General features: G+C 41.9%; 27 protein-coding genes and 1 pseudogene. 5 read left to right on the top strand and 23 right to left on the bottom strand.

The features are described from left to right. Positions 1–49: 49 nt before the first annotated feature. Genes ACN076_RS08550 through truA form a run of 3 tightly spaced genes read right to left on the bottom strand, consistent with a single transcriptional unit; the run spans position 50 to position 2,001 of the window. Entirely contained in the window at positions 50–511 is a 462-nt protein-coding gene (locus ACN076_RS08550) for an ECF transporter S component (RefSeq protein ID WP_261059682.1), read from the bottom strand. Further along, positions 489–1,262, bottom strand: coding sequence for a bifunctional hydroxymethylpyrimidine kinase/phosphomethylpyrimidine kinase (locus ACN076_RS08555; RefSeq protein WP_261059683.1), 774 nt, complete (start codon positions 1,260–1,262; stop codon positions 489–491). Before ACN076_RS08555 ends, ACN076_RS08550 begins: the two co-directional genes overlap by 23 nt. Beyond that, entirely contained in the window at positions 1,252–2,001 is a 750-nt protein-coding gene (truA, locus tag ACN076_RS08560) for a tRNA pseudouridine(38-40) synthase TruA (RefSeq protein WP_261106176.1), read from the bottom strand. The genes ACN076_RS08555 and truA overlap by 11 nt, the downstream gene beginning before the upstream one ends. 233 nt (positions 2,002–2,234) lie before the next feature. On the opposite strand from truA, the gene ACN076_RS08565 reads away from it, so the two are divergent. Continuing rightward, positions 2,235–3,491 carry an ISL3 family transposase gene (locus ACN076_RS08565; protein ID WP_420789543.1) on the top strand — a complete coding sequence of 419 codons (1,257 nt, stop codon included), beginning with the start codon at positions 2,235–2,237 and terminating at the stop codon, positions 3,489–3,491. On the opposite strand, the gene ACN076_RS08570 is transcribed toward ACN076_RS08565, so the two are convergent. The 5 genes from ACN076_RS08570 to ACN076_RS08590 all read right to left on the bottom strand — a co-directional run bounded on the left by ACN076_RS08570 (position 3,488) and on the right by ACN076_RS08590 (position 7,167). Next, positions 3,488–4,669, bottom strand: coding sequence for an MFS transporter (locus ACN076_RS08570; protein ID WP_420789837.1), 1,182 nt, complete (start codon positions 4,667–4,669; stop codon positions 3,488–3,490). The two genes, ACN076_RS08565 and ACN076_RS08570, sit on opposite strands and share 4 nt — an antisense overlap. Positions 4,670–4,900: 231 nt before the next feature. Then, complete coding sequence (locus ACN076_RS08575) at positions 4,901–5,530, bottom strand: Pr6Pr family membrane protein (protein WP_261077665.1); 630 nt, start codon at positions 5,528–5,530, stop codon at positions 4,901–4,903. 2 nt (positions 5,531–5,532) lie between these two features. Beyond that, positions 5,533–5,871, bottom strand: coding sequence for a zinc ribbon domain-containing protein YjdM (locus tag ACN076_RS08580; protein ID WP_001061596.1), 339 nt, complete (start codon positions 5,869–5,871; stop codon positions 5,533–5,535). Between the two features lie 130 nt (positions 5,872–6,001). Beyond that, complete coding sequence (gene cmk / locus ACN076_RS08585) at positions 6,002–6,673, bottom strand: (d)CMP kinase (protein ID WP_261038476.1); 672 nt, start codon at positions 6,671–6,673, stop codon at positions 6,002–6,004. Positions 6,674–6,681: 8 nt separating this feature from the next. Next, a complete protein-coding gene (locus tag ACN076_RS08590; RefSeq protein WP_261038475.1) occupies positions 6,682–7,167 on the bottom strand; it encodes an SAG1386/EF1546 family surface-associated protein in 486 nt (161 codons plus the stop codon). A 45-nt stretch (positions 7,168–7,212) separates the two neighbouring features. On the opposite strand from ACN076_RS08590, the gene ACN076_RS08595 reads away from it, so the two are divergent. Then, complete coding sequence (locus ACN076_RS08595) at positions 7,213–7,419, top strand: ferredoxin (RefSeq protein WP_023945469.1); 207 nt, start codon at positions 7,213–7,215, stop codon at positions 7,417–7,419. 50 nt (positions 7,420–7,469) lie between these two features. Here the strand turns inward: ACN076_RS08595 and ACN076_RS08600 are convergent, their stop codons facing one another. The 6 genes from ACN076_RS08600 to ACN076_RS08625 all read right to left on the bottom strand — a co-directional run bounded on the left by ACN076_RS08600 (position 7,470) and on the right by ACN076_RS08625 (position 14,578). After that, positions 7,470–8,435 (bottom strand): glycosyltransferase family 2 protein, encoded by a 966-nt coding sequence (locus ACN076_RS08600; RefSeq protein ID WP_031227988.1) that lies wholly within the window; start codon positions 8,433–8,435, stop codon positions 7,470–7,472. Position 8,436: 1 nt separating this feature from the next. Then, positions 8,437–9,456 (bottom strand): UDP-glucose 4-epimerase GalE, encoded by a 1,020-nt coding sequence (galE, locus tag ACN076_RS08605; RefSeq protein WP_023945473.1) that lies wholly within the window; start codon positions 9,454–9,456, stop codon positions 8,437–8,439. A gap of 102 nt (positions 9,457–9,558) precedes the next feature. Next, entirely contained in the window at positions 9,559–10,662 is a 1,104-nt protein-coding gene (locus ACN076_RS08610) for an NAD(P)/FAD-dependent oxidoreductase (RefSeq protein WP_420789838.1), read from the bottom strand. 16 nt (positions 10,663–10,678) lie between these two features. Beyond that, on the bottom strand, positions 10,679–11,476 hold the full coding sequence (locus ACN076_RS08615; protein WP_420789839.1) for a Nif3-like dinuclear metal center hexameric protein: 798 nt from the start codon (positions 11,474–11,476) through the stop codon (positions 10,679–10,681). Next, positions 11,463–12,140, bottom strand: coding sequence for a tRNA (adenine(22)-N(1))-methyltransferase (locus ACN076_RS08620; protein WP_420789840.1), 678 nt, complete (start codon positions 12,138–12,140; stop codon positions 11,463–11,465). The genes ACN076_RS08615 and ACN076_RS08620 overlap by 14 nt, the downstream gene beginning before the upstream one ends. 101 nt (positions 12,141–12,241) lie before the next feature. Further along, positions 12,242–14,578, bottom strand: coding sequence for a cation-translocating P-type ATPase (locus ACN076_RS08625; RefSeq protein WP_420790248.1), 2,337 nt, complete (start codon positions 14,576–14,578; stop codon positions 12,242–12,244). A gap of 132 nt (positions 14,579–14,710) precedes the next feature. On the opposite strand from ACN076_RS08625, the gene ACN076_RS08630 reads away from it, so the two are divergent. Next, positions 14,711–15,460, top strand: coding sequence for a 1-acyl-sn-glycerol-3-phosphate acyltransferase (locus ACN076_RS08630; RefSeq protein ID WP_261038468.1), 750 nt, complete (start codon positions 14,711–14,713; stop codon positions 15,458–15,460). Between the two features lie 43 nt (positions 15,461–15,503). On the opposite strand, the gene ACN076_RS08635 is transcribed toward ACN076_RS08630, so the two are convergent. The 6 genes from ACN076_RS08635 to rpsO form a co-directional block, all read right to left on the bottom strand. Then, complete coding sequence (locus ACN076_RS08635; RefSeq protein WP_261038466.1) at positions 15,504–16,196, bottom strand: alpha/beta hydrolase-fold protein; 693 nt, start codon at positions 16,194–16,196, stop codon at positions 15,504–15,506. Further along, the gene (locus tag ACN076_RS08640; protein ID WP_261039844.1) at positions 16,177–17,187 is read right to left on the bottom strand and encodes an ABC transporter substrate-binding protein; all 1,011 of its coding nucleotides are present in this window, start codon (positions 17,185–17,187) and stop codon (positions 16,177–16,179) included. Before ACN076_RS08640 ends, ACN076_RS08635 begins: the two co-directional genes overlap by 20 nt. Before the next feature lie 19 nt (positions 17,188–17,206). Then, on the bottom strand, positions 17,207–17,962 hold the full coding sequence (locus tag ACN076_RS08645; protein ID WP_261038458.1) for an ABC transporter ATP-binding protein: 756 nt from the start codon (positions 17,960–17,962) through the stop codon (positions 17,207–17,209). Position 17,963: 1 nt separating this feature from the next. Further along, positions 17,964–19,010: an iron ABC transporter permease gene (locus ACN076_RS08650; RefSeq protein WP_261072644.1), complete on the bottom strand. Its 1,047-nt coding sequence runs from the start codon at positions 19,008–19,010 to the stop codon at positions 17,964–17,966. Positions 19,011–19,246: 236 nt separating this feature from the next. Next, entirely contained in the window at positions 19,247–19,867 is a 621-nt protein-coding gene (locus ACN076_RS08655; protein WP_000531713.1) for a CadD family cadmium resistance transporter, read from the bottom strand. A gap of 618 nt (positions 19,868–20,485) precedes the next feature. Next, a complete protein-coding gene (gene rpsO / locus ACN076_RS08660) occupies positions 20,486–20,755 on the bottom strand; it encodes a 30S ribosomal protein S15 (protein WP_001018251.1) in 270 nt (89 codons plus the stop codon). A 204-nt stretch (positions 20,756–20,959) separates the two neighbouring features. On the opposite strand from rpsO, the gene ACN076_RS08665 reads away from it, so the two are divergent. Both ACN076_RS08665 and thrS read left to right on the top strand, forming a co-directional pair. After that, positions 20,960–21,334: a hypothetical protein gene (locus ACN076_RS08665; protein ID WP_020903629.1), complete on the top strand. Its 375-nt coding sequence runs from the start codon at positions 20,960–20,962 to the stop codon at positions 21,332–21,334. Positions 21,335–21,656: 322 nt separating this feature from the next. Further along, complete coding sequence (thrS, locus tag ACN076_RS08670; protein ID WP_084927160.1) at positions 21,657–23,600, top strand: threonine--tRNA ligase; 1,944 nt, start codon at positions 21,657–21,659, stop codon at positions 23,598–23,600. Between the two features lie 149 nt (positions 23,601–23,749). Here thrS and ACN076_RS08675 read toward each other — a convergent pair whose 3' ends face one another. The 3 genes and pseudogenes from ACN076_RS08675 to ACN076_RS08685 all read right to left on the bottom strand — a co-directional run. Continuing rightward, positions 23,750–24,799, bottom strand: coding sequence for a DUF389 domain-containing protein (locus ACN076_RS08675; RefSeq protein WP_000126416.1), 1,050 nt, complete (start codon positions 24,797–24,799; stop codon positions 23,750–23,752). Next, positions 24,796–25,119: a potassium channel family protein gene (locus ACN076_RS08680; protein ID WP_000825751.1), complete on the bottom strand. Its 324-nt coding sequence runs from the start codon at positions 25,117–25,119 to the stop codon at positions 24,796–24,798. The genes ACN076_RS08675 and ACN076_RS08680 overlap by 4 nt, the downstream gene beginning before the upstream one ends. An 81-nt stretch (positions 25,120–25,200) precedes the next feature. Next, a pseudogene (locus ACN076_RS08685) lies at positions 25,201–25,398 on the bottom strand (hypothetical protein); the annotation flags it as partial. Between the last annotated feature and the right edge of the window lie 63 nt (positions 25,399–25,461).

Consider the following 25,461-nt stretch of genomic DNA (forward strand, 5'->3'; position numbering starts at 1 on the left):
CCTGATACTATGCGTTTTTCTAATTTTTAAGACTTTTGACTCAGCCTCTTTACTTAATCTTCTTGATACTTTGACTAAGAATAAATCCTACAATCATCCCAACAATATTTTGCATGAAGTTTGGTAGAATTTCTGGTAGGGCTGCAGCCCAGCCATTCATCAATGTAGAACCCAAGGCGTAGCCCCCTACCATGGCAATCGTTGCTAAGATAAGGCCTAACCACTGAGTTTTTCCTTTAAATCCTGCGAAAAATCCCTGCAAGCCATGGTTGACCAAGCTAAAGAACATCCACTGAGGATAGCCTGATAAGAGGTCAATCAAGAAACCTGCTAGTCCTCCTACTACAGCCCCTTCACGACTACCAAAGTAAAAGGCCGCGAAGAAGACACCCGCATCTAAGAGAGTTAGAATGCCTGTCGGTGTTGGAATTTTTAAGAAATAACCTAGAACCACAGAGAGGGCGGTTAATAGGGATACAAGGGCGATTTTAGTTGTTTTGGTTTGCTGCATATTGTCTTACTCCATACTGATCTGCTTGTGCAATGGCACGATAAACGAAAGCCTTAGAGCTTTCTACTGCTGGTAAAAGTTCATCACCTTTGACTAGGTGACTGGCAATGCTAGAGGCAAAGGTACAACCTGCACCAGCATTTTGCCCTTGGATGACAGGATTTTCTAGGACTGTAAATTTTTGTCCGTCATAAAAGACATCTACAGCCTTGTCCTGACTAAGGCGATTGCCTCCCTTGATAATGACTGCTGGCGCTCCTAAGTCATGCAATTTCTGTGCTGCAGTTTTCATATCTTCCAAGCTTTTAATTTCCTGACCAGCCAATAATTCTGCTTCAGGAAGATTAGGCGTAATCACACTGACATGAGGGAAAAAGCGAATCAACTCTTGGCAGAGTTCACTAACTGCTACGTCGTGCGTTTCCTTGCAGACCAAGACAGGATCCAGAACCACAGGCACTCCTGGGCGTTGCTTGATAAAGTCCAAAGCTTTCTCAGCTACACTGACAGTTGGTAGAAGACCAATCTTAATACCTGCAAATTCCACATCACGCAAGCTATCTAATTCATGTTGAAAAATGGTATCGTCAGTTGGAAAGACTTCAAATCCTTTTTCTGTCAAGGCTGTCAAGCAAGTCACTGCTACAAAGCCATGCAAGCCGTTCAAGGTATAAGTAGCCAAATCAGCGGACAATCCACCACCACTAAAAATATCATTTCCTGAAAGTGCTAAAATACGATTATTCTTCATAACGAATCTCCTTTAAATACAAACCATTTGGTGCTGCAGTGGGACCTGCAAGTTGCCTGTCCTTTTTCTCCAAGATCAGGTCAATCTGCTCCACTGGCATACGATTATTTCCGATTTTGAGCAGTGTCCCCACCATATTACGAATCTGCTTATACAAGAAACCATTTCCTGAAAAGGTAAAGGTCAAAAACTGACCTGTCTCATCAACTGCTAAACTAGCTTCTGTGATGGTGCGAACCTTATCCTCTACACTAGTCCCAGAGGCTGTAAAACCGGTAAAATCATGGGTTCCCTCTAACTTTTTGATTGCCATCTGCATGCGTTCCACATCGAGTGGATAGGGAAAGTGAGTGGCATAGTGACGGCGCATAGGATTCTTGGGACGGCCCCTATCCACGATAAACTCATAGGTCTTACTGTGCTTAGCATAACGGCAATGAAAATCATCCGCCACAAGCTCAATCGAAATCACATCAATATCTTCAGGGGACTGAGTGTCTAGAGCAAAACGGAGCTTCTCCTCATCCATTTGATAAGGCAGGTCAAAATGAATAACCTGTCCCAGGGCATGAACCCCACTATCTGTCCTACCAGCACCGTGAACAGTAATAGATTGCCCCTTATTTAACCTGGTCAAGGTTTTTTCAATTTCTTCCTGAACGCTACGCGCATAGGGCTGGCGCTGAAAGCCAGCAAAAGCGTAACCATCATAGGAAATAGTTGCTTTATATCTTGTCATAACTTCTATTTTATCAAGAAAATAATCTCGTAACAAGCTAGAAAATTTACAACTGTCTGGGTACAAATTCAAAAAGAAAAACTTAGGAATCAATCCTAAGCTCTCTTTTGAGGCTCTATAATATTTGTAGTGGGTAACCCCCTATGGATATTATGGAGCCTTTTTTGTGTAGAAAAAAAGTCCCATATGACCTATAATGAAAAGCGATCAAACAACTCATTAGAAAGAATCATATGGAACAATTACATTTTATCACAAAACTACTCGATATCAAAGACCCTAATATCCAATTTATGGATATCATCAATAGGGATACACACAAAGAAATCATCGCCAAACTAGACTACGATGCTCCATCTTGTCCTTATTGTGGAAGTCAAATGAAAAAATATGACTTTCAAAAGCCGTCTAAGATTCCTTACCTCAAAACGACTGGTATGCCTACTAGAATTCTTCTGAAAAAGCGTCGTTTCAAGTGCTATCATTGCTCGAAGGTGATGGTCGCCGAGACCTCACTCGTCAAGAAGAATCATCAAATTCCTCGTATCATCAACCAAAAGATTGCGCAAAAGCTGATTGAAAAGACTTCTATGACCGATATTGCTCATCAGCTGGCTATTTCAACTTCAACTGTCATTCGTAAGCTCAATGACTTCCGTTTTAAGTCTGATTTTTCTTACCTCCCTGAGATTATGTCCTGGGACGAGTACGCTTTTACAAAGGGAAAGATGAGCTTTATTGCACAAGATTTTGACAAGCTCAACATTATCACTGTTCTTGAAGGCAGAACACAGGCTATCATCCGAAATCACTTTCTGCGCTACGAGCGAGCTGTTCGTTGTCAGGTGAAAATCATTACGATGGATATGTTTAGCCCTTACTACGATATTGCCAGTAAACTTTTTCCTAACGCTAAAATCGTTCTTGACCGCTTTCACATTGTCCAACATCTAAGCCGTGCTATGAGTCGTGTCCGTGTCCAAATCATGAATCAATTTGAGCGAAAATCCCATGAATACAAGGCCATCAAACGCTACTGGAAACTCATTCAACAGGATAGTCGTAAACTGAGTGATAAACGATTTTATCGCCCTACTTTTCGTATGCACTTAACGAATAAAGAGATTCTAGACAAGATTTTGAGCTATTCAGAAGACTTGAAACACCACTACAAGCTCTATCAACTCTTGCTTTTTCACTTTCAGAACAAGGAACCTGACAAATTCTTCGGACTTATTGAGGACAATCTAAAGCAGGTTCATCCTCTTTTTCAGACTGTCTTTAAAACCTTTCTAAAGGACAAAGAGAAAATCGTCAACGCCCTTCAACTCCCCTATTCTAACGCCAAACTGGAAGCGACCAATAATCTCGTTAAACTTATCAAACGAAATGCCTTTGGATTTCGGAACTTTGAAAACTTCAAAAAACGAATTTTTATCGCTCTCAATATCAAAAAAGAAAGGACAAATTTCGTCCTTTCTAGATCTTAGCTTTTCTTCAACCCACTACAGTTGACAAAGAGCCTCTTTTGAAGTAGGTACATGACAAAGATAGAGGTTACAATCAACCATGAGCCTAAAATGGCAAAGACCAACATCCCATTGTGAGTTAGTAAACCAATTGCACCTAGAACAAATGGGGTCGTAAAGGCTCCGAAACTACAGCCTAAAACTGCAAATGAAGTTGCTTGATTGAGGAGTTTAGCTGGAATTCGTTCAGAGACAAGTTGAAAGACCGTCGTCAAGGCTACACTGTAGGCAAAACCAGCCAGAATACTTCCTGCCACTACCACCCACAAGGATGGAGACAGGGCAATCACGATTTGCCCCAAGCCGAAGGTAATACCAGACCAGAGGAGCAGTTTCTCTTTAAATATTGAAATCAGGAAAGAAAAACTAACACCAGCCACAATCCCGATCAACTGCATGACACTAAGAACAAAACTAGATAACTGGGCATCTCCCAGTCCTCTTTCCACCATCAAGCTTGGAATACGAATAGTAATAGCCGTATTGGTACAAACTACAACCGCCGCTTCAATAGCTAAGATAAAAATCAAGCCCTTCATTTCCCGAGTTAAGCGACTTGCTTCCTTCGTTTTTTTCTTTACTTCTTTCTTTTCTTTTCCATAAGGTACAAAGAGTAGATAAAGGGTCAGTACCAAAAATCCAGCACTATAGGCTAGGAAGGTAGCTGTCCAACCGAAGGCCAACAATTGACCGACTGCCAAGGTGATGAGAGAAGCCCCAACAACCTCTGCAGAACCGCGTAGCCCTAACATCTGAATTCGCGTTTTTCCTTGATAGCGTTCACTGATAATGGAAATGGCCTTGGCATTAATCATCCCAACACCCAAACCAAAAAGAATCCGCGTTCCAAAGACAAAGGGGTAGGCTTGATACCAAAATGGAGCCGTTCCACTCAGTGATAAAATCAGCAATCCCAAACTAATCTGTAATCGCTCCGGGAATATTTTTTCTAAGAAACCATTTAGTAGTAACATAATCATGATCCCAAAAGATGGCAAGCTCGCCAAGAGCTCAATTTGTTCCTTAGGATAGCCTTGATAATAGTCAAACATGGCTGGCAGGGCACTCGAGATGGAAAAGGAGGTAATCAAAACGAGGGAGAGAGCCAAAATACTGGCCCGTTCTAAAAATTGTTTCATAAAATCTCTTTCTATATTTCTCTTAATCTTCTGTCTCTTTTGATAGTTATCAAACAAGCAAGAAAAGAAGAAGCCTCTTTGGTGTACAGACTCCTTCTTAAACTCAAAAATGAATCCCTTGTGTCTTATACTCAATGAAAATCAAAGAGCAAACTAGGAAGCTAGCCGCAGGCTGTACTTGAGTACGGCAAGGCGAAACTGACGTGGTTTGAATTTGATTTTCGAAGAGTATTAGGATGACTTTCTCTTGATTTGCTTGATAAAGTAGAAGATAAATCCTGCCACCATATAGGCAACAAAGATAATCAGACACCACTTGAACACGACATCCCAACCCTTGTTCACATTCAAAAAGAAGTAAGGGAAGGGACTGACCTTAGAATTAGGAACATCAAGTTTCAGTACCAAGCCATTAAAAAGAGCAAAAATCATATACAGCAAGGGTAAAATCGTCCACACAACTGGATCCCAGATTTTGTATTGACTCTGTTTGTCAAAAAAGAGGGTATCCGCTAAAAACCAAAGGGGAACGATATAGTGGCAAAGGAAATTTTCCAGAGTATAGAAATTAGTAGCAATGGGCGCCAGGAGGAAATGGTAAATCACACAGGTAATCATGATACTCATGGTGACCCCACCTTTTAAGCGCAAGAGACTTGGCCTTTGCCAGTTTTCACCTAAACGGCTCATAACCTTTAAGAGATAGAGCGTAAAAATCGCGACTAACAGATTTGACAGAACCGTATAATAGAGCAACATCCCAAATCCACCATGCTTGGCGATTTCAAGATAAACTCCCGTAAAAGCCGCTAGAAACAAGAAGATACGGCTATAAAATACAAGTTTGTAGTGCTTTGACATGCTTAAATTTTCTTCACAAACTCTGATTTGAGTTTCATGGCACCAAAGCCATCGATCTTACAGTCGATATTGTGGTCGCCTTCTACGATGCGGATATTTTTCACGCGCGTCCCTTGTTTCAAATCTTTTGGCGCACCTTTTACTTTTAAGTCCTTGATGAGAGTTACTGTATCACCGTCAGCCAATTTATTTCCGTTGGCATCGATAGCAACAAGGCCCTCTTCTACATCTGCAACTTCAGCAGGATTCCACTCATAAGCACACTCTGGGCAAACCAGTAGGGCACCGTCTTCGTAGACATACTCTGAGTTACATTTTGGGCAATTTGGTAGGTTGTTCATGGTTTCTCCTTATAAACATTCACTATTCTTTGAAAATCAAAATTTCTCGAACAGCAACTATTATACCTTAAAATCAGCATTTTGACAAATTTAGAAAAAAACCGATATCAATCTATCGGCTTCTCTACATTTACATTCTTTTTTCAGCTTCTGCTTTGATTTTTTCAACTACTTCTTGAATGTTCAAACCAGTTGTATCAAGGTAGACAGCATCCTCTGCTTGTTTGAGAGGTGAAGTCTCACGATGACTATCCTTGTAGTCACGCGCAGCAATTTCCTCTTTTAGGGTTTCAAGGTCTGTTTCAATTCCCTTGGCAATATTTTCCTTGTAACGGCGCTCTGCTCTCTCATCAACAGAAGCTACTAGGAAAATTTTCAATTCTGCTTGTGGCAATACAACCGTTCCAATATCGCGACCATCCATGACAATACCGCCTTGTTGCGCAATTTCTTGTTGGAGGGAAACTAGTTTCTCACGTACTTGAGGAATTGCTGCAATGGCTGAAACATGATTGGTCACTTCATTTTCACGGATAGGATGAGTAATATCCACATCTCCTACAAAGACAAGCTGTTCTCCAATTTCTGAACGTCCAAAACTGATTGGATGCTGGTCCAACAAGGCTAAAAGCTCCTCAATCTCTTCCACTCCTAATTGGTTCTTAAGAGCCATATAGGTCGCCGCACGATACATAGCACCTGTATCTAGGTAAGTGTATCCAAAATCCTTGGCAATGATCTTTGCGACCGTACTCTTACCACTTGAAGCAGGACCGTCAATAGCAATTTGAATTGTTTTCATATCAACTCCTATTTTATTTTGACAACATCACCTGGATTAGCAAACCAAGACCCTGTAGCCATATGACTAGGATTTAAGGCTTCTAACTGAGCAATCGAAATCCCAGCGCGAGCTGCAATGGCTGCTTCTCCTTCTCCAGCTAAGACTTTTGTAGTCCCTTCTGGATCAGTTGGATGTTCTGAATTACTAGATGTCTCTTCTACCTTTTCCTCCGAACTAGAAGATGCCTGCTCTGAACTACTAGAAGATGAAATCTGTACTACATTTGCATCAGAATCGTGAAAATCTTTCAAGGCTGCCGTGCGATTACTCCCACCTGATGAAAGATAGATCAGAACAATAATCATTACAACTACAATCACAAAGAAAATACTAGCTAAAATAGTCAAGATACGATTCGCTATAACTCCACCACCCTGTGATCGCGAACGACGGCCTGATCTTGTTTCTTCTTGATTTTCATAAATATCTTCTTGCCACGGTTCTTTTGCCATACCTTACTCCTTGTTTTTTTTTACTTTTCTTATTACAATATAAATATGAAAATCACACTTATACCTGAACGTTGCATTGCCTGTGGGCTTTGCCAAACCTATTCTGAATTATTTGATTACCACGATAATGGAATCGTGCGTTTTTACGATGACCCTGACCAACTGGAAAAAGAAATTTCTCCTAGTCAGGATGTCTTAGAGGCTGTTAAAAATTGCCCAACTCGCGCCCTGATTGGAAACCAGGAAGCCTAAATCAATGGCGATAATCCACTCCCTCTAGTTTAGCACATTTCCATGTAAAATTATAGTCTTTTCACTTTATTTTTTTCTGTAAAATCAGGAAGGTCGCTTTTTTCTTTGATAAGATAAAGTGGTCTTTTTTTAGTCTCTAGATAAATCTTACTGATATACTTGCCGAGAATCCCAATGGTCAAGAGTTGGATTCCCCCAAGAAAGAGAATAACAGCCATCAGAGAGGTCCAACCTGATGTCGGATTGCCCAAAATGAGAGTCCTAACCACAACAAAAAAGGTCATTAGCAGAGAAATGAAACAAGATAGGAGGCCAGCCGCAAAGGCGATAATCAAGGGAAAATCTGAAAAATTAACAATCCCTTCAATGGAGTAGAAAAAAAGTTGCCTAAAACTCCAACTGGTCTTACCAGCCTTCCTTTCGACATTTGGATAGTCCAGATAGTAGGTTTTAAAACCAACCCATGCGAAGAGTCCCTTAGAAAAACGATTGGACTCAGTCAAACTTAAAATGGCATCGACTACAGACCTTCTCATCATGCGAAAATCACGAACACCAGACGGCAGGGCTACTGGACTGATTTTTTGCATGAGGCGGTAAAAGAGATCAGCACAGAAACTGCGAAAGAAGGGTTCTCCCTCTCGACTGGTTCTTCGTGTTCCTACACAGTTCAAATCTGCATTCTGGTCTAGTAAGGCTTTCATTTCAAGCAACATACTAGGAGGATCTTGGAGGTCTGCATCCATCACCACCACTAGGTCTCCAGTCGCATGCTGCAAGCCTGCATACAGAGCTGCTTCTTTGCCAAAATTTCGTGAGAAAGAAATATAATGCACTGCCGGATTTTGTTCTCGATAGACCTTTAAGAGTTCCAAGGTCCCATCGCTCGATCCATCATCGACAAAGACATACTCGATTTCTGTTTCCAAATCTGGAAGTAAAGCTTCCAAAGCCTGATAAAAAAGAGGAAGTACTTCCTCTTCGTTTAAACAGGGAACAATGATTGACATCACCATCTTAGTCTTCAAATCCATTTGGATGCTTGCTTTGCCAACGCCATGCATCTTCACACATTTGGGTGATGTCGAGTTCTGCTTCCCAGCCGAGTTCTGCTTTGGCTTTTGCAGGATCTGAATAGCAGGCTGCGATATCCCCTGGGCGACGGTCTACGATGCGGTAAGGAATTGGACGTCCCACTGCTTTTTCCATGTTTTGGATAATTTCAAGAACTGAGTAGCCTTTACCTGTTCCAAGGTTATAAACGTTTAGGCCTGAACCTTTTTGGATTTTTGTCAGAGCTGCGACGTGACCTTTAGCCAAATCGACAACGTGGATATAGTCACGAACACCAGTTCCGTCTTCCGTATCGTAATCGTCTCCAAACACTTGCACCTGCTCTAATTTTCCAACGGCTACTTGAGTCACATATGGCAAGAGGTTGTTTGGAATACCGTTTGGATTTTCTCCTAGGTCTCCACTTTCATGGGCTCCGATTGGGTTGAAGTAACGAAGCAAGACCACATTCCATTCTGAGTCTGCCTTGTAGATATCTGTCAAAATTTCCTCAAGCATAAGCTTGGTACGACCGTATGGGTTGGTCACTGAAAGTGGGAAATCTTCCAAGATTGGCACTGTATGAGGATCTCCGTAAACTGTTGCAGAAGAACTGAAAATGATGTTTTTACAGTTGTTTTCTTCCATGGCTTTTAGAAGACTGACAGTTCCTGCGATATTGTTATCATAATAGGCAAGAGGGATACGGGTAGATTCACCGACAGCCTTCAAACCAGCAAAGTGAATGACCCCTGTTGGTTCTTCTTGCTTGAAAATGTCACGAAGAGTATCTGTATCACGGATATCTGCCTCATAGAACGGCACTTCAACTCCTGTGATTCTTTCAACAACTTCTAAACTTTTTCTGTTACTATTAACAAGGTTATCCACCACAACAACCTGATGACCTGCTTGGATTAACTCAATAACTGTGTGGGTTCCGATAAAACCTGCTCCACCCGTTACCAAAATCTTTTCTTGCATCTTCTTTCCTCGATTCTCGGATTATTTTTTCTTATTTTACCATTTTTGATAGGGAATGTCATTTGCCATCCTAGAGGGTAGGATAAAATTTCAGTAAAATTCTTATTCGCTTTTTACTCGTTTGACATAGTTTTCAATTGGATAGTTTAGAGGATCCAAGGTCATCTCCTTGCCTTGGATCAGTTGAGCTAGATGGTAACCAATGATAGGACCAGTTGTGAGGCCTGATGAACCTAGTCCACTAGCAGCATAGACACCTGCTAAGCCTGGGACTTGCCCAAAGAAAGGAGAGAAATCACTGGTATAGGCACGGATTCCCACACGCTCAGCTCTTGAAGTGGCTCTAGCTAAAACTGGATAGTGAGGCAAGGCTGCCTCCTCCATTTGTTGGAGTAAGGTTTCATCTACCGTCAAATCAAATCCCATGTCATTTTCATGAGTAGCACCTAAGGACAATTTCCCACCTGCAAAAGGAATCAAATCCCACTCCCCTTCTGGCATAACCACAGGGTAAGCTTCCATGTCTTGGGCCAGATGATAATCTCGGAGTTGTCCTTTTTGAGGACGGACATCCACAGCATAACCCAAGGGTTCTAACATATCCCCCAACCAAGCTCCCGTCGCCAAAATAACCTGATCAAACACCTCTTCACCAATCTGGTAGCCTGATGCTAAAGGTGTCAGAGTCACTTTTTCTTTGACCAGCTTGACCTGACTGACTTCTAGCAAACAAGTCACTAAGAGTTGACCATCTACTCTCGCTCCACCAGAAACATAGAGCAAGCGATCAAATCCCTGCAAGCCAGGGAATAATTCATTAGCTGATGCTGGGGCCAGAATGGCTAATTGCCCTATCAAGGGAGATTCTTCTCTGCGCTGGAGGGCTAGTTGATAGAGTTCTTCCAACTTGGATTCATTCTTTTTCAAGAGAAAGACTCCCGAACGCTGGTAAAAGTCGATTTCTTGCCCTGACTTTTCTAAATCAGCCAACAAATCCACATAAAAGTCAGCTCCCAAGCGTGCCATTTTGTACCAGGCCTTGTTGCGGCGTTTGGAAAACCAGGGGCTGATAATTCCTGCTGCGGCCTTGGTAGCTTGACCTTGTCCATGGTCAAAGACGGTTACTTCTAGATCACTTTCTTTAGAGAGGTAGTAGGCAGCTGTTGCACCTACAATCCCTGCTCCGATAATGGCAACTTTTTTCATTGTTTTCACTTTCTAACTAGATATGGTGGAAAGGATTGGTCGATGCTTGACTAGGTAAAATCTCTAGTTCCCATCCTTTTTCCTCTTTCCATTGAGTAAGAAGCTCTGCGATTTTTTCCACAAACAGCACTTCAATATAGTGACCTGGGTCCAATGCTAGCAAGCCATCAGACAACATATCCTGGGCAGTGTGGTAGTAAATATCACCAGTGATATAGACATCTGCCCCCTTTGCCAAAGCATCCTTATAGAATGACTGCCCACTTCCACCACAGATGGCCACTCTTGAAATAGACTTCTGCAAATCACTCTCTTGATAATGCACCAATCGAAGACTATCTAAACCAAAGACTTTCTTGACATTCTGGGCCAATTCCCCAAATGTCTGAGGCTGAACATTTCCAATACGTCCAATTCCACGTTCAGGGCCAGTTTCCTGCAAATAAGTCGTCTCTTCAATGCCTAGCATCTGGCAAAACCAGTCATTAAGGCCATTTTCAACGATGTCAATATTGGTATGGCTGACATAAACTGCGATGTCATGCTTAATGAGATCAATGTAAATCTGATTTTGTGGACGGCTGGCTACCAAGTCCTTGATGGGACGGAAAATCGGCGCGTGCTTGACGATAATCAAGTCCACACCCTTTTCAATGGCCTCTGCCACCGTCTCTTCACGAATATCCAGAGCCACCATGACACTTTGGATATCCTTGTCCAAAGTTCCAATTTGCAGGCCACAACTGTCTCCCTCCATGGAAAATTCCTGAGGGCAAAAGGCTTCATATGCGTTAATTACTTCACTTGCTAGCATGGAGAACCTCCTTGATGGCTTGAATTTTATCTACTAGAACTTGACGTTCCTCCAGATTTTTCTCTGGGATTTGTCCAAGGGCATACTCTAGCTTGGCAGCTTCTTTTTGCCATTTTTGGACAAAGACTGGACTGACTTCTTTGGACAAGAAGGGGCCAAAGCGAACATCACTGGATGATAGCTTCATTTGTCCTACTTCCACCACCAAAATCTCGTAAAACTTGCCAGCTTCTTCTAAGATGCTTTCAGCTACAATCTGGAAACCATGGTCTTGCAACCAGATGCGCAAGTCATCTTCACGATTATTGGGCTGGAGGATTAAACATTGCACATTGCCAAGCTTCTCCAAGCCTTCTTCTAAAATCCTAGTAATCAAACGACCACCCATACCAGCAATGGTAATGACCGACACTTGGTCTGCCTCTTCAAAAGCTGCCAGACCATTGGCTAAACGGACTTGGATTTTTTCCTTTAGACCGTGAGCCTCAACATTTTTAACAGCAGACTGGTAGGGACCTTCCACTACCTCACCTGCAATGGCGCTTTTGATTTGGCCTCTTTCGACTAACTCGATAGGCAGATAAGCATGGTCACTTCCCACGTCGAGTAAAATGGCACCCTGTGGCACAAAGGACGCCACTAATTCTAATCTCTTTGAAATCATCTTCTCTCACTTTCCAAAACTCTATTCCCTCTTATTATACCACATTTCAGCTAGTACTCCTTCACCTAAAAAGACCGCAATCCACAGATTGCAGCCTTTCTTTATTTTCTAACTTGATAGCGACTAGTCAGGATGAAAATCACAGTAAAGACCAACATCATGACACCATAAACAGGCAATGTTTGTCCTGTTAAGGTTGAAATTTCAAGCAATTTTTGAATTCTTGGGAAGAGAGCTGTGGCTAGGAAGCCTCCTACTGACCAAACAATCAATAGGACACGCCATAGGGTAAATGGCATGCAGGCTCTAAATACGGATAAGAAACCAATTGACCCCAAGAGATAATAGAGGAGAGTTGAGATTTCTAACTCAGACCAACCTTGGCTACTTCCAAATATTTTCACAAAAAGCACACTGAAGACGACCATAAGAGCACTTGGTAGGGCACGAAGCATGGATCTTCTGAGGAAGTTTGGCTCGACAGGTTTGATATTTCGCTCAAAAGTCAAAACGAACGGTGGGAAACCTTCCACGAACTGGTCAATCATGGTAATCTGGATTGGAATGAAAGGGAAAATCAAGATCCACTCAGACCGACCTAGTAAAGCACTGGCGATACAGATAACTGCGAGCAAGAATGAGTAGATGGTCTTAATCAAAAAAATCGGGGCGATATGGGCAATGTTATTGACCACGCGACGACCTTCAAAGAGAATCTCAGGAACATCATTAAAGTCAGAGTTCAAGAGAACCAGATTGGCAATCTGACGAGTCGCAGGATCTCCCTCAGCCATCACGATAGAACAATCCGCCTCACGAAGGGCCAGGATATCATTAACTCCATCCCCTGTCATAGCTGTTGTATGACCCGCTTTTTTCAGCGTTTGGATGATGAGTTTCTTTTGATGAGGGGAAACACGTCCGAAAATGGCAGTCTCCTCAGCCATAGAAACCAATTCCTCATCCGTAATTTTGGAGCAATCTACATAGCTGTGGTAGTCCGCAAAACCAGCCTTCTGGGCAATACTTGAAACAGTGACTGGATTATCACCAGAGATAATTTTCAATCCCACTTCCTGAGAACGAAGATAGTCCAGCGTCTCTGCTGCTCCCTCTCGAATGGGGTCCAAGATTTCCAGCAAGGCTAGAGCCTGAATATCAGAAGGTTTCTGTGGTTTGTGATGGTCTAATTTCTCCTGACTGAGAGCTAAGACCAAGACACGTGAACCTCTCTCCAAGGCCTCCCTGGCTTCTGGTACCTCAGAATCCAGCAACATCTCAGGCGCCCCTAAGAAAACTGTTCCCAAACCTTCTAACTCCATGGCTCCCCACTTCCGGTCGCTTGAGAAAGGCAGATTGGAAAGCATAGGGTAGGCTACTTCTCCCACAAAACGCTGGCGAATGGCTTGAGCTGTTGGATTTTTATCCTCACTATGGGCCATATAGCTGGCCAAGATGCTAGCAAGCGCTGACTCTCCATACTCTTCGGTCAAAGGAAGAACAGCCTCCACCTGCATCTTTCCTTGGGTGATGGTGCCTGTCTTGTCCAGACAGAGCATATCCACGCGCGCCAAGGTCTCAACAGAGTACATTTCCTGAACCAAGACCTTTTTCAAGCCCAACTTAATCACCGCTGTCAAGAGCGAAGTAATGGTCAAAAGGGCAATTCCCTTAGGCAACATTCCCAGCAGGGCTGTCGACGAATTTACAACGGATGACTTGAGAGGCAGACCTTTCAACATCAAGGCTTCTAGCAAGAGAGCCAGACCAAAAGGAATGATAATCTTTCCAGTAAAACCTGCTAACTTGTCCAGCGATTTCATGATACGGGAGTTGATAGGTTTAACGGTCTTGGCTTCCAGCATGAGTTTGGCAGCATAGTTGTCTGCACCGACATGGTGAACTTGAGCTAAAACTGACCCACTAGCTAGGAAACTTCCTGACAAAAGCAAGGCGTCAACTTCCTTTTGCACCAAATCACTTTCACCCGTCAACATGGCTTCATTGACTTCCGCAAAGCCTTCCAAAACCAAGGCATCACTAGGAATCTGCTCTCCTGCAGACAAACGAATGACATCTCCTAACACCAATTCTTCAGGATTCAGAGCAACTTCCTGGCCATCACGAATGGTTTTGACCTTTTCCTTGGTCATGAGATTAAGCTTGTCCACCATGTGTTTGGCCCGTAGCTCAGTCACAATCCCAGAAAAAGTGTTAAAGCAGATAACAGCAAAAAAGACCAAATTGCTCCAAGCCTGCACAAAGGCAAGGGCCAAAGCAATGGCAAAGTTCAAAGCGTTAAAAAGGGTAAAGACATTTCGTTTAACGATTTGCCAAGTGCTAGTACTGGCCGATGCAGTAAAATCATTGACCAAGCCCTTAGCCTGTCTTTCCTTGACATCTCTTTGGGTTAATCCCATAATCTTATTTTTATCCATAAATTCTATCATACCATTTTTTCTAAAAGAATTCTAATTTCATCCCAAATATGGACCTAGTCAAGGGAAAAGTTTGCCAGCCCTCCTTTGATAAGGTATAATAATAACAAGAAAATAATCGAAGGAGATCGCATGTTTTATACTTATTTACGTGGATTGGTTGTCTTACTCCTATGGTCCATCAATGGCAATGCCCATTATCATAATACTGATAAAATTCCTAATCAAGATGAAAATTATATTCTGGTTGCCCCTCACCGCACTTGGTGGGATCCTGTTTACATGGCCTTTGCGACCAAGCCAAAACAGTTTATCTTTATGGCCAAAAAAGAGCTCTTCACCAACCGTATTTTTGGTTGGTGGATTCGTATGTGTGGCGCTTTTCCTATCGACCGTGAAAATCCTAGCGCTTCTGCCATCAAATATCCTATCTATGTTCTCAAAAAAAGTGATCGCGCTCTCATCATGTTTCCAAGCGGGAGCCGTCACTCAAACGATGTCAAGGGTGGCGTAGCTCTGATTGCCAAGATGGCCAAGGTCCGTATCATGCCTGTTACCTATACAGGTCCCATGACTTTAAAAGGCTTGGTTAGCCGTGAGCGTGTTGATATGAACTTTGGAAATCCAATAGATATCTCAGATATCAAGAAAATGAATGATGAAGGCATTGAAACAGTCGCCAATCGAATCCAAACAGAATTCCAACGTCTGGACCAAGAAACGAAACAATGGCACAATGATAAAAAACCAAACCCACTATGGTGGTTTATCCGCATCCCTGCCCTCATCCTTGCCATTATCCTCGCTATCCTAACCATCATCTTTAGCTTTATCGCAAGCTTCGTCTGGAATCCAGATAAGAAAAGAGAAAAACTTGGTTAAATAAATAGAACAATCCCTTGGCTTTTGCCAAGGGATAAATCTTTTATTCGATTTTCCATTTTTGAGCCAACCAGTTAGAAAAAGCTAGAAATCGCTCAGCTACTTGTTCATGGTGTCCATAAGGATCAAAGACAAACTGACCGTTCGAATAGTATTTCTGAAGACTGGTATGAATCTGCTCAGCATAGACTGGTGCTTGAGCCAAACGATTAGTATGGTGTGCTCCTTCTGTTTGACCATTTTGTAAATACAGCAAACAGTCTAGATTTTTCACTGTCTCTGCCTTGCAGTAAGTCACAAAATCAGGATACCAAAAGGAACCGCAGATGGAAAAGACACAGGAAACCTTGTCAAAGCTGAAAAGACTGTAGACTGCCGCCAAACCACCTAGTGAGTAGCCTCCATAAGCAAGGCGAGTTTCGTCCAGGCGATAAAGCGACTGCAACTTGTCTAAAAGACCTCCAAATAAATGATCATGATAGACATTTGCCTGACCGCCAAAATCTGGAGCTCCATCTCTCAGAGCTGATGTTGCCCAGGGAGTGTAGTCGTCTAAGCGATTTTTAGAGGTCAAGCCCACTAAAATCACAGATTCGGAAAGGGACGATAGGAAGTCCAAGTTTCCATCATTCAATAAAATAGCCGGATAGGTTTGATTGGGGTCGTAGTTAGAGGGAAGGCTGATTTTGACTTGAATTCCTTCCCAATCAAACTCATTATTTATTGATAAAGTCATTGATTTTCTCAAGGGAATCAATCACTGCTGGACCATAGTCCATCAATTCATCGTAAGAGATAGTCATGATTTTTTGATTCTTAATAGCAGGAACGCTTTCCAAAACAGCATTTGCTTTCATCAACTCTACTGCTTTTTCATCCAATTTTTTATTACGATCGCTGGTTACATAGATAATCAATTCAGGATCCATTGACACGAGATTTTCCAAGGTCAAGCCTGATGTCCCCGTAGCAACGTTTGTATAACCAAGTTGGTTCAGCAAACTTTCTTGCAAAGCAGACTTGTAGGCACCGAAGGTTTCATCATTATAAGCAACCATAATCAAAGCCTTTTTCTTTTCACCTTGGCTTGCTGAGTTTGCTTTCTTAACAGCGTCAATTTTAGTTTGTAATTGGGCTGCGTATTCATTGGACTTTTCCTGAACATTAAAAATCATTCCAAGATTTTTGACATCTTCTACAATATTCCCCAAATCTTGCTGAATCGTTGAGAGAGAAGCTTTTTGCGTATAAACTGGGATTTTATTTTCATTCCAAGTGCTAACTGTCCCCAAGGATTTTTCAGAAAACATCATGTTTCGACCCATCACAGCGTCTGGCTCATAAGAAAGGACTGTCTCTTGTGAGACTGTTTTTTTATCCCCAATTTGAGGAATAGTCGCAATCGCGTCCTTGTATTTGTCCGTCACAGCATTGTCTGGATTGAGCATGCCAACAATTTTATCCTTCAACCCCAACTCCAATAAGATTTCAGTGGTTGAAAGATTGTTAGTGATAACTTTTTCAGGTGCCTTGTCAAAGACTTGTTCGACTTCATTCCCTTTCGCGTCATAGGTTTTGACCGTTAGTGGATAAGTCGTCTCTGCGTTAGCCTTTTGACTTGTTTCTGTACTAGACTGTGTGGTAGCTTTTTCTGTAGTAGTGTTACCACAAGCTGCCATGGTTAGGGTAGCTACTGTTACGAGTAAAATGCTTAGTGTTTTTTTCATCTTGTTTTCCTTTTCATTCTTATAAATAGTGAATCATGGCTTGCTGATCTTCGGTCCAAGTAACCTGACTTTGAACTCCGTATACAGTTTGCAATGACTCAGGGGTGATGGTCTCCTTTGGAGTCCCTTGGTAAAGGATTTCCCCCTCTTTCATCAGATAGAGATAATCCGAATAGCGACAAGCAAGTTGAATATCATGCAGGACAGCTAGAACATTGACCTTGAGATTCTTCACAATGGCCAACAAGTCTAGCTGATACTTGATATCCAGGTGATTGGTTGGTTCGTCCAGGAGTAAGAGAGTCGGTTCTTGCGCCAAGGCGCGGGCTAGTAAGACTCGCTGTTTCTCTCCTCCTGACAGGGACGAATAGAGACGAGTTTTCTTCTCAAGCATATCCACCTTAACGAGGGCATCTTGAACAAGGGTATAATCTCTTTCCTTTTCCTTCTGTAAAAAAGAGAGGTGGGGAGTTCTTCCCAGCAAGACGATTTCTTCAACTGTACAATCAAACTGCAGCTGGTTAAACTGGGTTACAACTGCCATTTGCTTGGCTGTTTCTTTGAGTGACCAATGCTCCAGTGGCTTTCCATCTAAGCTTATCAAGCCTTTATCCGCCTTTTCCTGACGATAGAGGAGTTTAAGTAGACTGGTTTTCCCGCTTCCATTTGGTCCTAATATCGTGTGAAATTGATGCCCTTCAACTTTAAGAGAAACTCCCTTTAGGATTTTTTTCTCTCCCAGTCCAAAGTGAATATCCTGACAAATCAAATCCATATCAGCTCCTCACCTCCCTTCGCCGACCTCCAACAATGTAGATAAAGAAGGGAGCACCTACTAAGGCTGTGAAAATACCAATAGGAAGCTCTGCGTTTGGAATGATGATACGGGAGAGTACGTCGGCCCAAATGACAAAGAGGGCACCCAGCAAGGTTGCAACAGGAAAAAGCCTCTTGTAATTCGTTCCTACTAACCCTCGAGCTAAATGTGGAGTAATCAGACCGACAAATCCAATAATCCCACAGGTTGCCACTAAGACTGCTGTTAGCACAGCCACCATGGTCACATAAAGATACCAATAAAAGCGTAAGGGAATCCCCAAAGTTAAAGCAGCCTCATCTCCCATCATCATCGCATTGAAAACACGATACTGAGTAGAGAAAAATAGAAAGGCTATTCCTACTACTATAGTTGGCAGGACCAAGTCTACCCAGGAAGTTCCAGCGAGCGAGCCCATGGTCCAAAACTTAATGGTCATCACACTATCCGCATTAGCGCCAACTGAGATAATAAAGTTGGAAAAAGCTAGAAAAAGAGCGTTGACCACCGTTCCTGATAAGATCAGACTGGAAGTCGTCATCCTTCCCTGCATAGAGGCAATGATGAGGACAGCAATTGTTGCCAAAATAGCTCCAAGAAAAGCTCCAAAGCTAATCATCACTTTTAAACCAAGAATGATGCTCAAGGTTGCTCCTAGAGTTGCACCAGCAGAGATGCCTAAGACATAAGGCTCTGCGATGGGATTGTTCACTGTGGACTGCATCACACTACCACACATAGAAAGGCCTGCTCCTACTATCAGACCTAACAATACTCGGGGGAATCTCATGTTCCATACAATGGCAAGAGTAGACTTGGAAACCTCTCCTATCTCAAGAGGAAATCCCAACCTGCTCAAAATAATCCGATAGGTATCTTCTAGATCAATCGCAACAGATCCCATAGAAACTGCTAGAAAGAGAGAAATCCCTAAAATACCTAGCAAAATAACTAAAAGTAACACAAATTGCTGGTCTTGTCGGCTTCCAGAAAATTTGGAAAGCATGCAAACCTCCTATGATAGAATCTTAAAAATTTAGAAAATTCTCATGAAAAAGTATACCATATTTTCAACTGCGTAACAAGATGAGAACAAATGAATATAGTTGGTTTTATTGTGCTAGGAACCGTAACCGAAGATTAAACTTGAGTATGTCGAGGTAAGGTGACAACATAAAAAGCCCTCTGAAAATCAGAGAGCCAATTTGAGCTCGGGATAAAATCCTAGTGAAACAAAAAAATCTACACGGTCAGAAAAGTCTCTATCGTGCCATTTTCATACATGATGTATAGTCCAAGTAGAATGAATACTAAGGGCACAATGATTCGCTCGTATTTTTCAATTGTCTCGAATATTAACGGAATAGAGGATAACACCCGACTAATCTCGCATAAGATAATTATGCCGATTACAAACACAAGCAACGCCACGAGGGTCTGTGACCAATCTAACGAAGCAAAATAAGGTATATAGATACCTAAATTATCTCCGCCAGACGCAATTGTCAGCAATGTAACTGTCCAAAACAGTTGATTTGCCTTGCTTTGTTCTAATCTTTCAATAATTTCTTCCTCTTCTTCCTCTTCTTCCTCACCTTCTCCAACAATTGCAAAGCGAATCCCTAAATAGATAGGGATTAAACCAAGCAATCCAACCATCCATTCTTCAGGCACGAAATTAACGACATAAGCAGCAACTAAACTCGCCCCTACAAGTAAGCCTGTGCCTAGATATTGCCCCGCATAAATATGCCATTTTTGTTTATTCTGTGATAGCTGTGCAAATAAAATAAATAAAATAATTAAATAATCGATACTGGTGGAAATATAAACACCAATAGCAGATATGATTGTCTGTCCCATAAAAACCTCCTGTATTAGTCAGTAATAAATCAGCAGATTTTAGGAGAGCACAGACACATTAATTTAGCTATCGCTAGTGGGTAATGTCGAACATAGGAAAGCATTTTACTCCTCCTCAAAACGTAGTTACAAAGTAATTTCTAACTGGAATTCGGTGACTACTTCCATGTAAAGTATAACATACTATACTTTACTTCGTAAAGTGTGGGCTCTCCGAAGGGGCTTGCAGACAGCTACTCGGCTTTTCAAGCCGAGTAGCTACGCACCCTTATGGTGTAATTAGCTGATACCATTTGAGGTTTTTGTAGTCTCCAAAATTGTGACCGATAAAACACACAATCCGCTATTAAGGTGGGTTACTCAGTTTTTGTAGTCTCCAAAATTGTGACCGATAAAACCTCAATAAAAAAGCCCTCTGAAGTCAGAGAGCTGATTTGAGCCCGGGCTAAAATCCATACAAAAAAGCTACCCATTTTAGAGTAGCTTCATTATCAAGATATGCTCAATTGAACACGGCCTAAGCACTTGGCAAAAAAGATAAAATTTCCTAAAAACTAAAGTTTCTTCGTCAATTTTCCTATTTTTGCTTTGTGCTTTTGACGGCCTTTGTATCTTGAATTAACGACGAAGTCCTAGAGAGTTGATCAACTCACGGTAACGGTTAACGTCGTTTTTACGCAAGTATGCAAGCAAGTTACGACGGCGACCGATTTTTTTCATCAATCCACGGTAAGTAGCGTGGTCTTTTTTGTGTTGTTTGATGTGTTCGTTAAGGTGGTTGATTTCCCAAGTAAGGACAGCAACTTGAACCTCTACTGAACCTGTATCACCTTCGTGACGTGCATATTGTGCGATGATTTCATTTTTTTTCTCTTTTGAGATTGCCATGATGTTTCTCCTTTTTATTTGGCTTCATCCGAGTGACAGGTTGGCATGCCTGTAACCAAGAAGAAGTTATTTGTCTTTACGACAATCCCTATTCTACCAATAACTAACTTCTTTGTCAACAGATTTACTTTCTTGTTTTAAACATGCTATAACAATCATAGCAAGAAATCCAAGTTGTCTGTTTTTTAAAACGAGGTGATTATCATGCGTAGATTCTATTCCCATCTCCCCTACTATCTGGTCATATTTTTCTTTTATTGGCCACTTTATGAGTTGGTCTTGCTAGTTGTTTCTGACCCCCTTACACTCAAGGGACTCTGTATAAACAATCTTCTCTTCTTTACACCTCTGGTAATCTTGATTATATCGCTACTCTATAGCTACCGTTTCCGTTTCTCACTTTGGTGGTTAATTGGTAACGGACTGCTCTTTTGCTTTACTATCATAACCTTCGGTGAATTTATCTGGTTTTACTTTTTAGCCTATGAAATCTTTGCTCTGGTGGGCATGGCTTCCGGTATTGGCATCAAGCATATTCTACAAAAAATGAAAAACAAAAAACTTTCACAAAATCCTTGAAAAATCTCACAATCATGCTATAATAATCCATAGAGACAAGTCACTTAGTCCCTTTCTACTAGAGAGTGCGTGGTTGCTGGAAACGCATAGAGAGCCTAAACTGATACTACTCTTGAGTTTTTTATGAAAACATAAAACGGCGGCCACGTTAGAGCCAATCAGAGGTGTCCCTCTTTTTTGAGGAACATAAATGAAGGTGGAACCACGTTGCGACGTCCTTTTGAGGATGTCGCTTTTTGTTTTTCTAGCTTTCAAAATCCTCTGTCCCTGTTTTTAAAATAGGGTTCACACATTCGTCAATAATATAAGTAAGGAGAACATCATGATTAACATTACTTTCCCAGATGGCGCTGTTCGTGAATTCGAAGCTGGCGTTACTACTTTTGAAATTGCCCAATCTATCAGCAATTCCCTAGCTAAAAAAGCCTTGGCTGGTAAATTCAACGGCAAACTCATCGACACTACTCGTGCTATCACTGAAGATGGAAGCATCGAAATCGTGACACCTGATCACGAAGATGCCCTTCCAATCTTGCGTCACTCAGCTGCTCACTTGTTCGCCCAAGCAGCTCGTCGTCTTTTCCCAGACATTCACTTGGGAGTTGGTCCAGCCATCGAAGATGGTTTCTACTATGATACTGACAACACAGCTGGTCAAATCTCTAACGAAGACCTTCCTCGTATCGAAGAAGAAATGCAAAAAATTGTCAAAGAAAATTTCCCATCAATCCGTGAAGAAGTGACTAAAGACGAGGCACGTGAAATCTTCAAGAACGACCCTTACAAGTTGGAATTGATTGAAGAACACTCTGAAGACGAGGGCGGTTTGACTATCTACCGTCAAGGTGAATATGTGGACCTCTGCCGTGGCCCACACGTTCCTTCAACAGGTCGTATCCAAATCTTCCACCTTCTCCATGTAGCAGGTGCTTACTGGCGTGGAAATAGCGACAACGCTATGATGCAACGTATCTACGGTACAGCTTGGTTTGACAAAAAAGACTTGAAAAACTACCTTCAAATGCGTGAAGAAGCCAAAGAACGTGACCACCGTAAACTTGGGAAAGAGCTTGACCTCTTCATGATTTCACAAGAGGTTGGTCAAGGACTTCCATTCTGGTTGCCAAATGGTGCGACTATTCGTCGTGAGTTGGAACGCTATATCGTTGACAAGGAGTTGGCTTCAGGCTACCAACACGTTTACACTCCACCACTTGCTTCTGTTGAACTTTACAAGACTTCTGGTCACTGGGATCATTACCAAGAAGACATGTTCCCAACTATGGACATGGGGGACGGGGAAGAATTTGTCCTTCGTCCAATGAACTGTCCGCACCACATCCAAGTCTTCAAACACCATGTTCACTCTTACCGTGAATTGCCAATCCGTATCGCTGAAATCGGTATGATGCACCGTTATGAAAAATCAGGTGCCCTTACTGGTCTTCAACGTGTACGTGAAATGTCTCTTAACGACGGTCACCTTTTCGTTACTCCAGAACAAATCCAAGAAGAATTCCAGCGTGCCCTTCAGTTGATTATCGATGTTTATGAAGATTTCAACTTGACTGAATACCGCTTCCGCCTCTCTCTTCGTGACCCTCAAGATACTCACAAGTACTTTGATAACGATGAAATGTGGGAAAATGCCCAAACCATGCTTCGTGCAGCTCTTGATGAAATGGGTGTGGATTACTTTGAAGCCGAAGGTGAAGCAGCCTTCTACGGACCAAAATTGGATATTCAAGTTAAGACAGCCCTTGGAAAAGAAGAAACCCTTTCTACTATCCAACTTGACTTCTTGCTTCCAGAACGCTTCGACCTTAAATACATCGGAGCTGATGGCGAAGAGCACCGTCCAGTTATGATCCACCGTGGAGTTATCTCAACTATGGAACGCTTCACAGCTATCTTGATTGAGAACTACAAAGGTGCCTTCCCAACTTGGCTTGCACCTCACCAAGTAACCCTCATCCCAGTATCTAACGAAAAACACGTGGACTACGCTTGGGAAGTGGCTAAGAAACTCCGTGACCGCGGTGTCCGTGCAGATGTAGATGAGCGCAATGAAAAAATGCAGTTCAAGATCCGTGCTTCACAAACCAGCAAGATTCCTTACCAATTGATCGTTGGGGACAAGGAAATGGAAGACGGAACTGTTAACGTTCGTCGCTATGGCCAAAAAGAAACACAAACTGTCTCAGTTGATGACTTTGTTCAAGCTATCCTAGCTGATATCGCCAACAAATCACGAGTTGAGAAATAAAAAATAAAACCTAGGATAAAATCCTAGCTAGCTAAAAAGCAACAACTGAACAGCTGTTGCTTTTTATATTTTATTTAATCTGAACTAGTAGTGATTGACCAAACCACCACACAAGATTTGCTTTCATGAGTTGGATAAGGTTAATATCCTCAATCCTTGTCTGCTTCATTTTCTTTTACGAGATCGTTTTGTGAATCTTTTTCAGAGAGTTTTTGATCAATATACTTGTCAATGTTTTCATAAAATTCCTTGGTCGCTTCACTATCTAATGTTGGCGAGTTCTGAACTTGATTCACTTTCAATTGAACAGATTGAATACCGTAAGAGGCTTGTTTTTGGTGGAGTGTTTCTAATTCTTCTTCTGAAATCGGATCTCCAACAACCGTCAAGACCAATTCATTGTTACTTGACTTGTAGACTTGATTAATAACCGTATAATTGGCGAACTCTTTTCCTACAAACTGTTTGATCCCTTCTTTGCGCGCTTGTTCTATTGTCAGAGTAACTGCCGAATAGCTAGCTGGAAGAATCAACAATACAATCAAAGATATCAAGCCAATTCTCATTTTAATGCTCAGCTCTTTAAATGAAGTTAAAGGAGATTTTCTCATCAAAATTCTTGTTCCAACAATGTTGGCTAGCATGATAAAGACACAGTTGATCAAGAAAAGATAGAGAGCCCCCAATAAAAATCGTACATTCCCATTAGCTAAACCATAGCCAGCAGTACAGATAGGCGGCATCAGAGCTGTAGCAATGGCTACTCCTGGCACGATATTGTTTGCTTCTTTTTTCCTTGAACCGATCACACCAGCAATCCCACCAGCAATAGCAATGAGGACATCCCAAATGGTTGGAGAGGTTCGTGCAATCAACTCGCTACTTGCATAAGACAAGGGAGAAATCCAGAAATACAGAGTCGAGACAAGCAAACTGACCAACACTTGAGTCAATAAAACCTCTAGAGATTGCTTGATTAAACGCGTATCAAAAATAGCTAAACCGAATCCCAGTCCAACAATCGGTGTCATGAGAGGTGAAATCAACATGGCTCCTATAATGACAGCTGTTGAATTCATATTTAGTCCGATAGAGGCAATAAAAATTGCACACATCAAAATCGCTGTATCTCTCAATCGAACATGAAGGTCATCGTATAATTTCTCACGGTATTCCCGTGTTGAATAATTGGCAGTCATTTGTCCTCTCCTCTTTCCTTATTTAAATTGGTATAATAATTAAAAATAACAGCTGATAAACAGCCAAAAAATATGAGCCCATAAATCGTCAAGAAGACACTGGTAATCCTTCCAATCAAGGTCACAGCTAGGAGATCCCCGTAGCCGACAGTCGTCGAAGTCACAAAAGCATACCAAAGACCGTCTCCGTAATTTGTGATAGCAGGTTCAACTAGGAAAAGCACGCCTCCTGACCCAAAAACAAAGGTCACAAAACTCAGAGCAAACCGAGTAAAACCCGTAACCTGCATAATATGCCATAACATTTTTAAACGTTTCATTTGTTCTCCTTATTCATACTAGCTCCTGACCGAGCCGTTTTTTTCCAATAATCAAAGTGAAGATAGGACATGATCTCCATCACCAAACCCCAGTCCAACAATCGGTGTCATAAGAGGGGAAATCAGCATAGCTCCAATAATGACAGCTGTTGAATTCATATTTAGGCCGATAGAGGCAATAAAAATCGCACACATCAAAATCACTGTATCTCTTAATCGAACATGAAGGTCATCGTATAATTTCTCACGGTATTCCCGTGTTGAATAGTTTCCGGACATTGGTTACTCCTTTTATTTCATATAATCTTGTTTCTGCATGGATGATGGTAGAGAGAGTTCTGT

The sequence above is a fragment of the Streptococcus sp. K0074 genome, assembly GCF_048843365.1.
Lineage (GTDB): Bacteria > Bacillota > Bacilli > Lactobacillales > Streptococcaceae > Streptococcus > Streptococcus mitis_BM.

Bases quoted from the DNA above. Each gene is read 5' to 3' on its own strand.
- cmk (WP_261038476.1), bottom strand. From the start codon at position 6,673: ATGAAAACAATTCAAATTGCTATTGACGGTCCTGCTTCAAGTGGTAAG.
- ACN076_RS08675 (WP_000126416.1), bottom strand. From the start codon at position 24,799: ATGACTGCCAATTATTCAACACGGGAATACCGTGAGAAATTATACGAT.
- ACN076_RS08630 (WP_261038468.1), top strand. From the start codon at position 14,711: ATGTTTTATACTTATTTACGTGGATTGGTTGTCTTACTCCTATGGTCC.
- ACN076_RS08655 (WP_000531713.1), bottom strand. From the start codon at position 19,867: ATGGGACAGACAATCATATCTGCTATTGGTGTTTATATTTCCACCAGT.
- ACN076_RS08550 (WP_261059682.1), bottom strand. From the start codon at position 511: ATGCAGCAAACCAAAACAACTAAAATCGCCCTTGTATCCCTATTAACC.
- ACN076_RS08645 (WP_261038458.1), bottom strand. From the start codon at position 17,962: ATGGATTTGATTTGTCAGGATATTCACTTTGGACTGGGAGAGAAAAAA.
- ACN076_RS08680 (WP_000825751.1), bottom strand. From the start codon at position 25,119: ATGAAACGTTTAAAAATGTTATGGCATATTATGCAGGTTACGGGTTTT.
- ACN076_RS08615 (WP_420789839.1), bottom strand. From the start codon at position 11,476: ATGCTAGCAAGTGAAGTAATTAACGCATATGAAGCCTTTTGCCCTCAG.
- ACN076_RS08650 (WP_261072644.1), bottom strand. From the start codon at position 19,010: ATGCTTTCCAAATTTTCTGGAAGCCGACAAGACCAGCAATTTGTGTTA.
- truA (WP_261106176.1), bottom strand. From the start codon at position 2,001: ATGACAAGATATAAAGCAACTATTTCCTATGATGGTTACGCTTTTGCT.
- thrS (WP_084927160.1), top strand. From the start codon at position 21,657: ATGATTAACATTACTTTCCCAGATGGCGCTGTTCGTGAATTCGAAGCT.
- ACN076_RS08555 (WP_261059683.1), bottom strand. From the start codon at position 1,262: ATGAAGAATAATCGTATTTTAGCACTTTCAGGAAATGATATTTTTAGT.
- rpsO (WP_001018251.1), bottom strand. From the start codon at position 20,755: ATGGCAATCTCAAAAGAGAAAAAAAATGAAATCATCGCACAATATGCA.
- ACN076_RS08625 (WP_420790248.1), bottom strand. From the start codon at position 14,578: ATGGATAAAAATAAGATTATGGGATTAACCCAAAGAGATGTCAAGGAA.
- ACN076_RS08595 (WP_023945469.1), top strand. From the start codon at position 7,213: ATGAAAATCACACTTATACCTGAACGTTGCATTGCCTGTGGGCTTTGC.
- ACN076_RS08575 (WP_261077665.1), bottom strand. From the start codon at position 5,530: ATGTCAAAGCACTACAAACTTGTATTTTATAGCCGTATCTTCTTGTTT.
- ACN076_RS08665 (WP_020903629.1), top strand. From the start codon at position 20,960: ATGCGTAGATTCTATTCCCATCTCCCCTACTATCTGGTCATATTTTTC.
- ACN076_RS08570 (WP_420789837.1), bottom strand. From the start codon at position 4,669: ATGAAACAATTTTTAGAACGGGCCAGTATTTTGGCTCTCTCCCTCGTT.
- ACN076_RS08620 (WP_420789840.1), bottom strand. From the start codon at position 12,140: ATGATTTCAAAGAGATTAGAATTAGTGGCGTCCTTTGTGCCACAGGGT.
- ACN076_RS08580 (WP_001061596.1), bottom strand. From the start codon at position 5,871: ATGAACAACCTACCAAATTGCCCAAAATGTAACTCAGAGTATGTCTAC.
- ACN076_RS08590 (WP_261038475.1), bottom strand. From the start codon at position 7,167: ATGGCAAAAGAACCGTGGCAAGAAGATATTTATGAAAATCAAGAAGAA.
- ACN076_RS08565 (WP_420789543.1), top strand. From the start codon at position 2,235: ATGGAACAATTACATTTTATCACAAAACTACTCGATATCAAAGACCCT.
- ACN076_RS08640 (WP_261039844.1), bottom strand. From the start codon at position 17,187: ATGAAAAAAACACTAAGCATTTTACTCGTAACAGTAGCTACCCTAACC.
- galE (WP_023945473.1), bottom strand. From the start codon at position 9,456: ATGCAAGAAAAGATTTTGGTAACGGGTGGAGCAGGTTTTATCGGAACC.
- ACN076_RS08610 (WP_420789838.1), bottom strand. From the start codon at position 10,662: ATGAAAAAAGTTGCCATTATCGGAGCAGGGATTGTAGGTGCAACAGCT.
- ACN076_RS08635 (WP_261038466.1), bottom strand. From the start codon at position 16,196: ATGACTTTATCAATAAATAATGAGTTTGATTGGGAAGGAATTCAAGTC.
- ACN076_RS08600 (WP_031227988.1), bottom strand. From the start codon at position 8,435: ATGGTGATGTCAATCATTGTTCCCTGTTTAAACGAAGAGGAAGTACTT.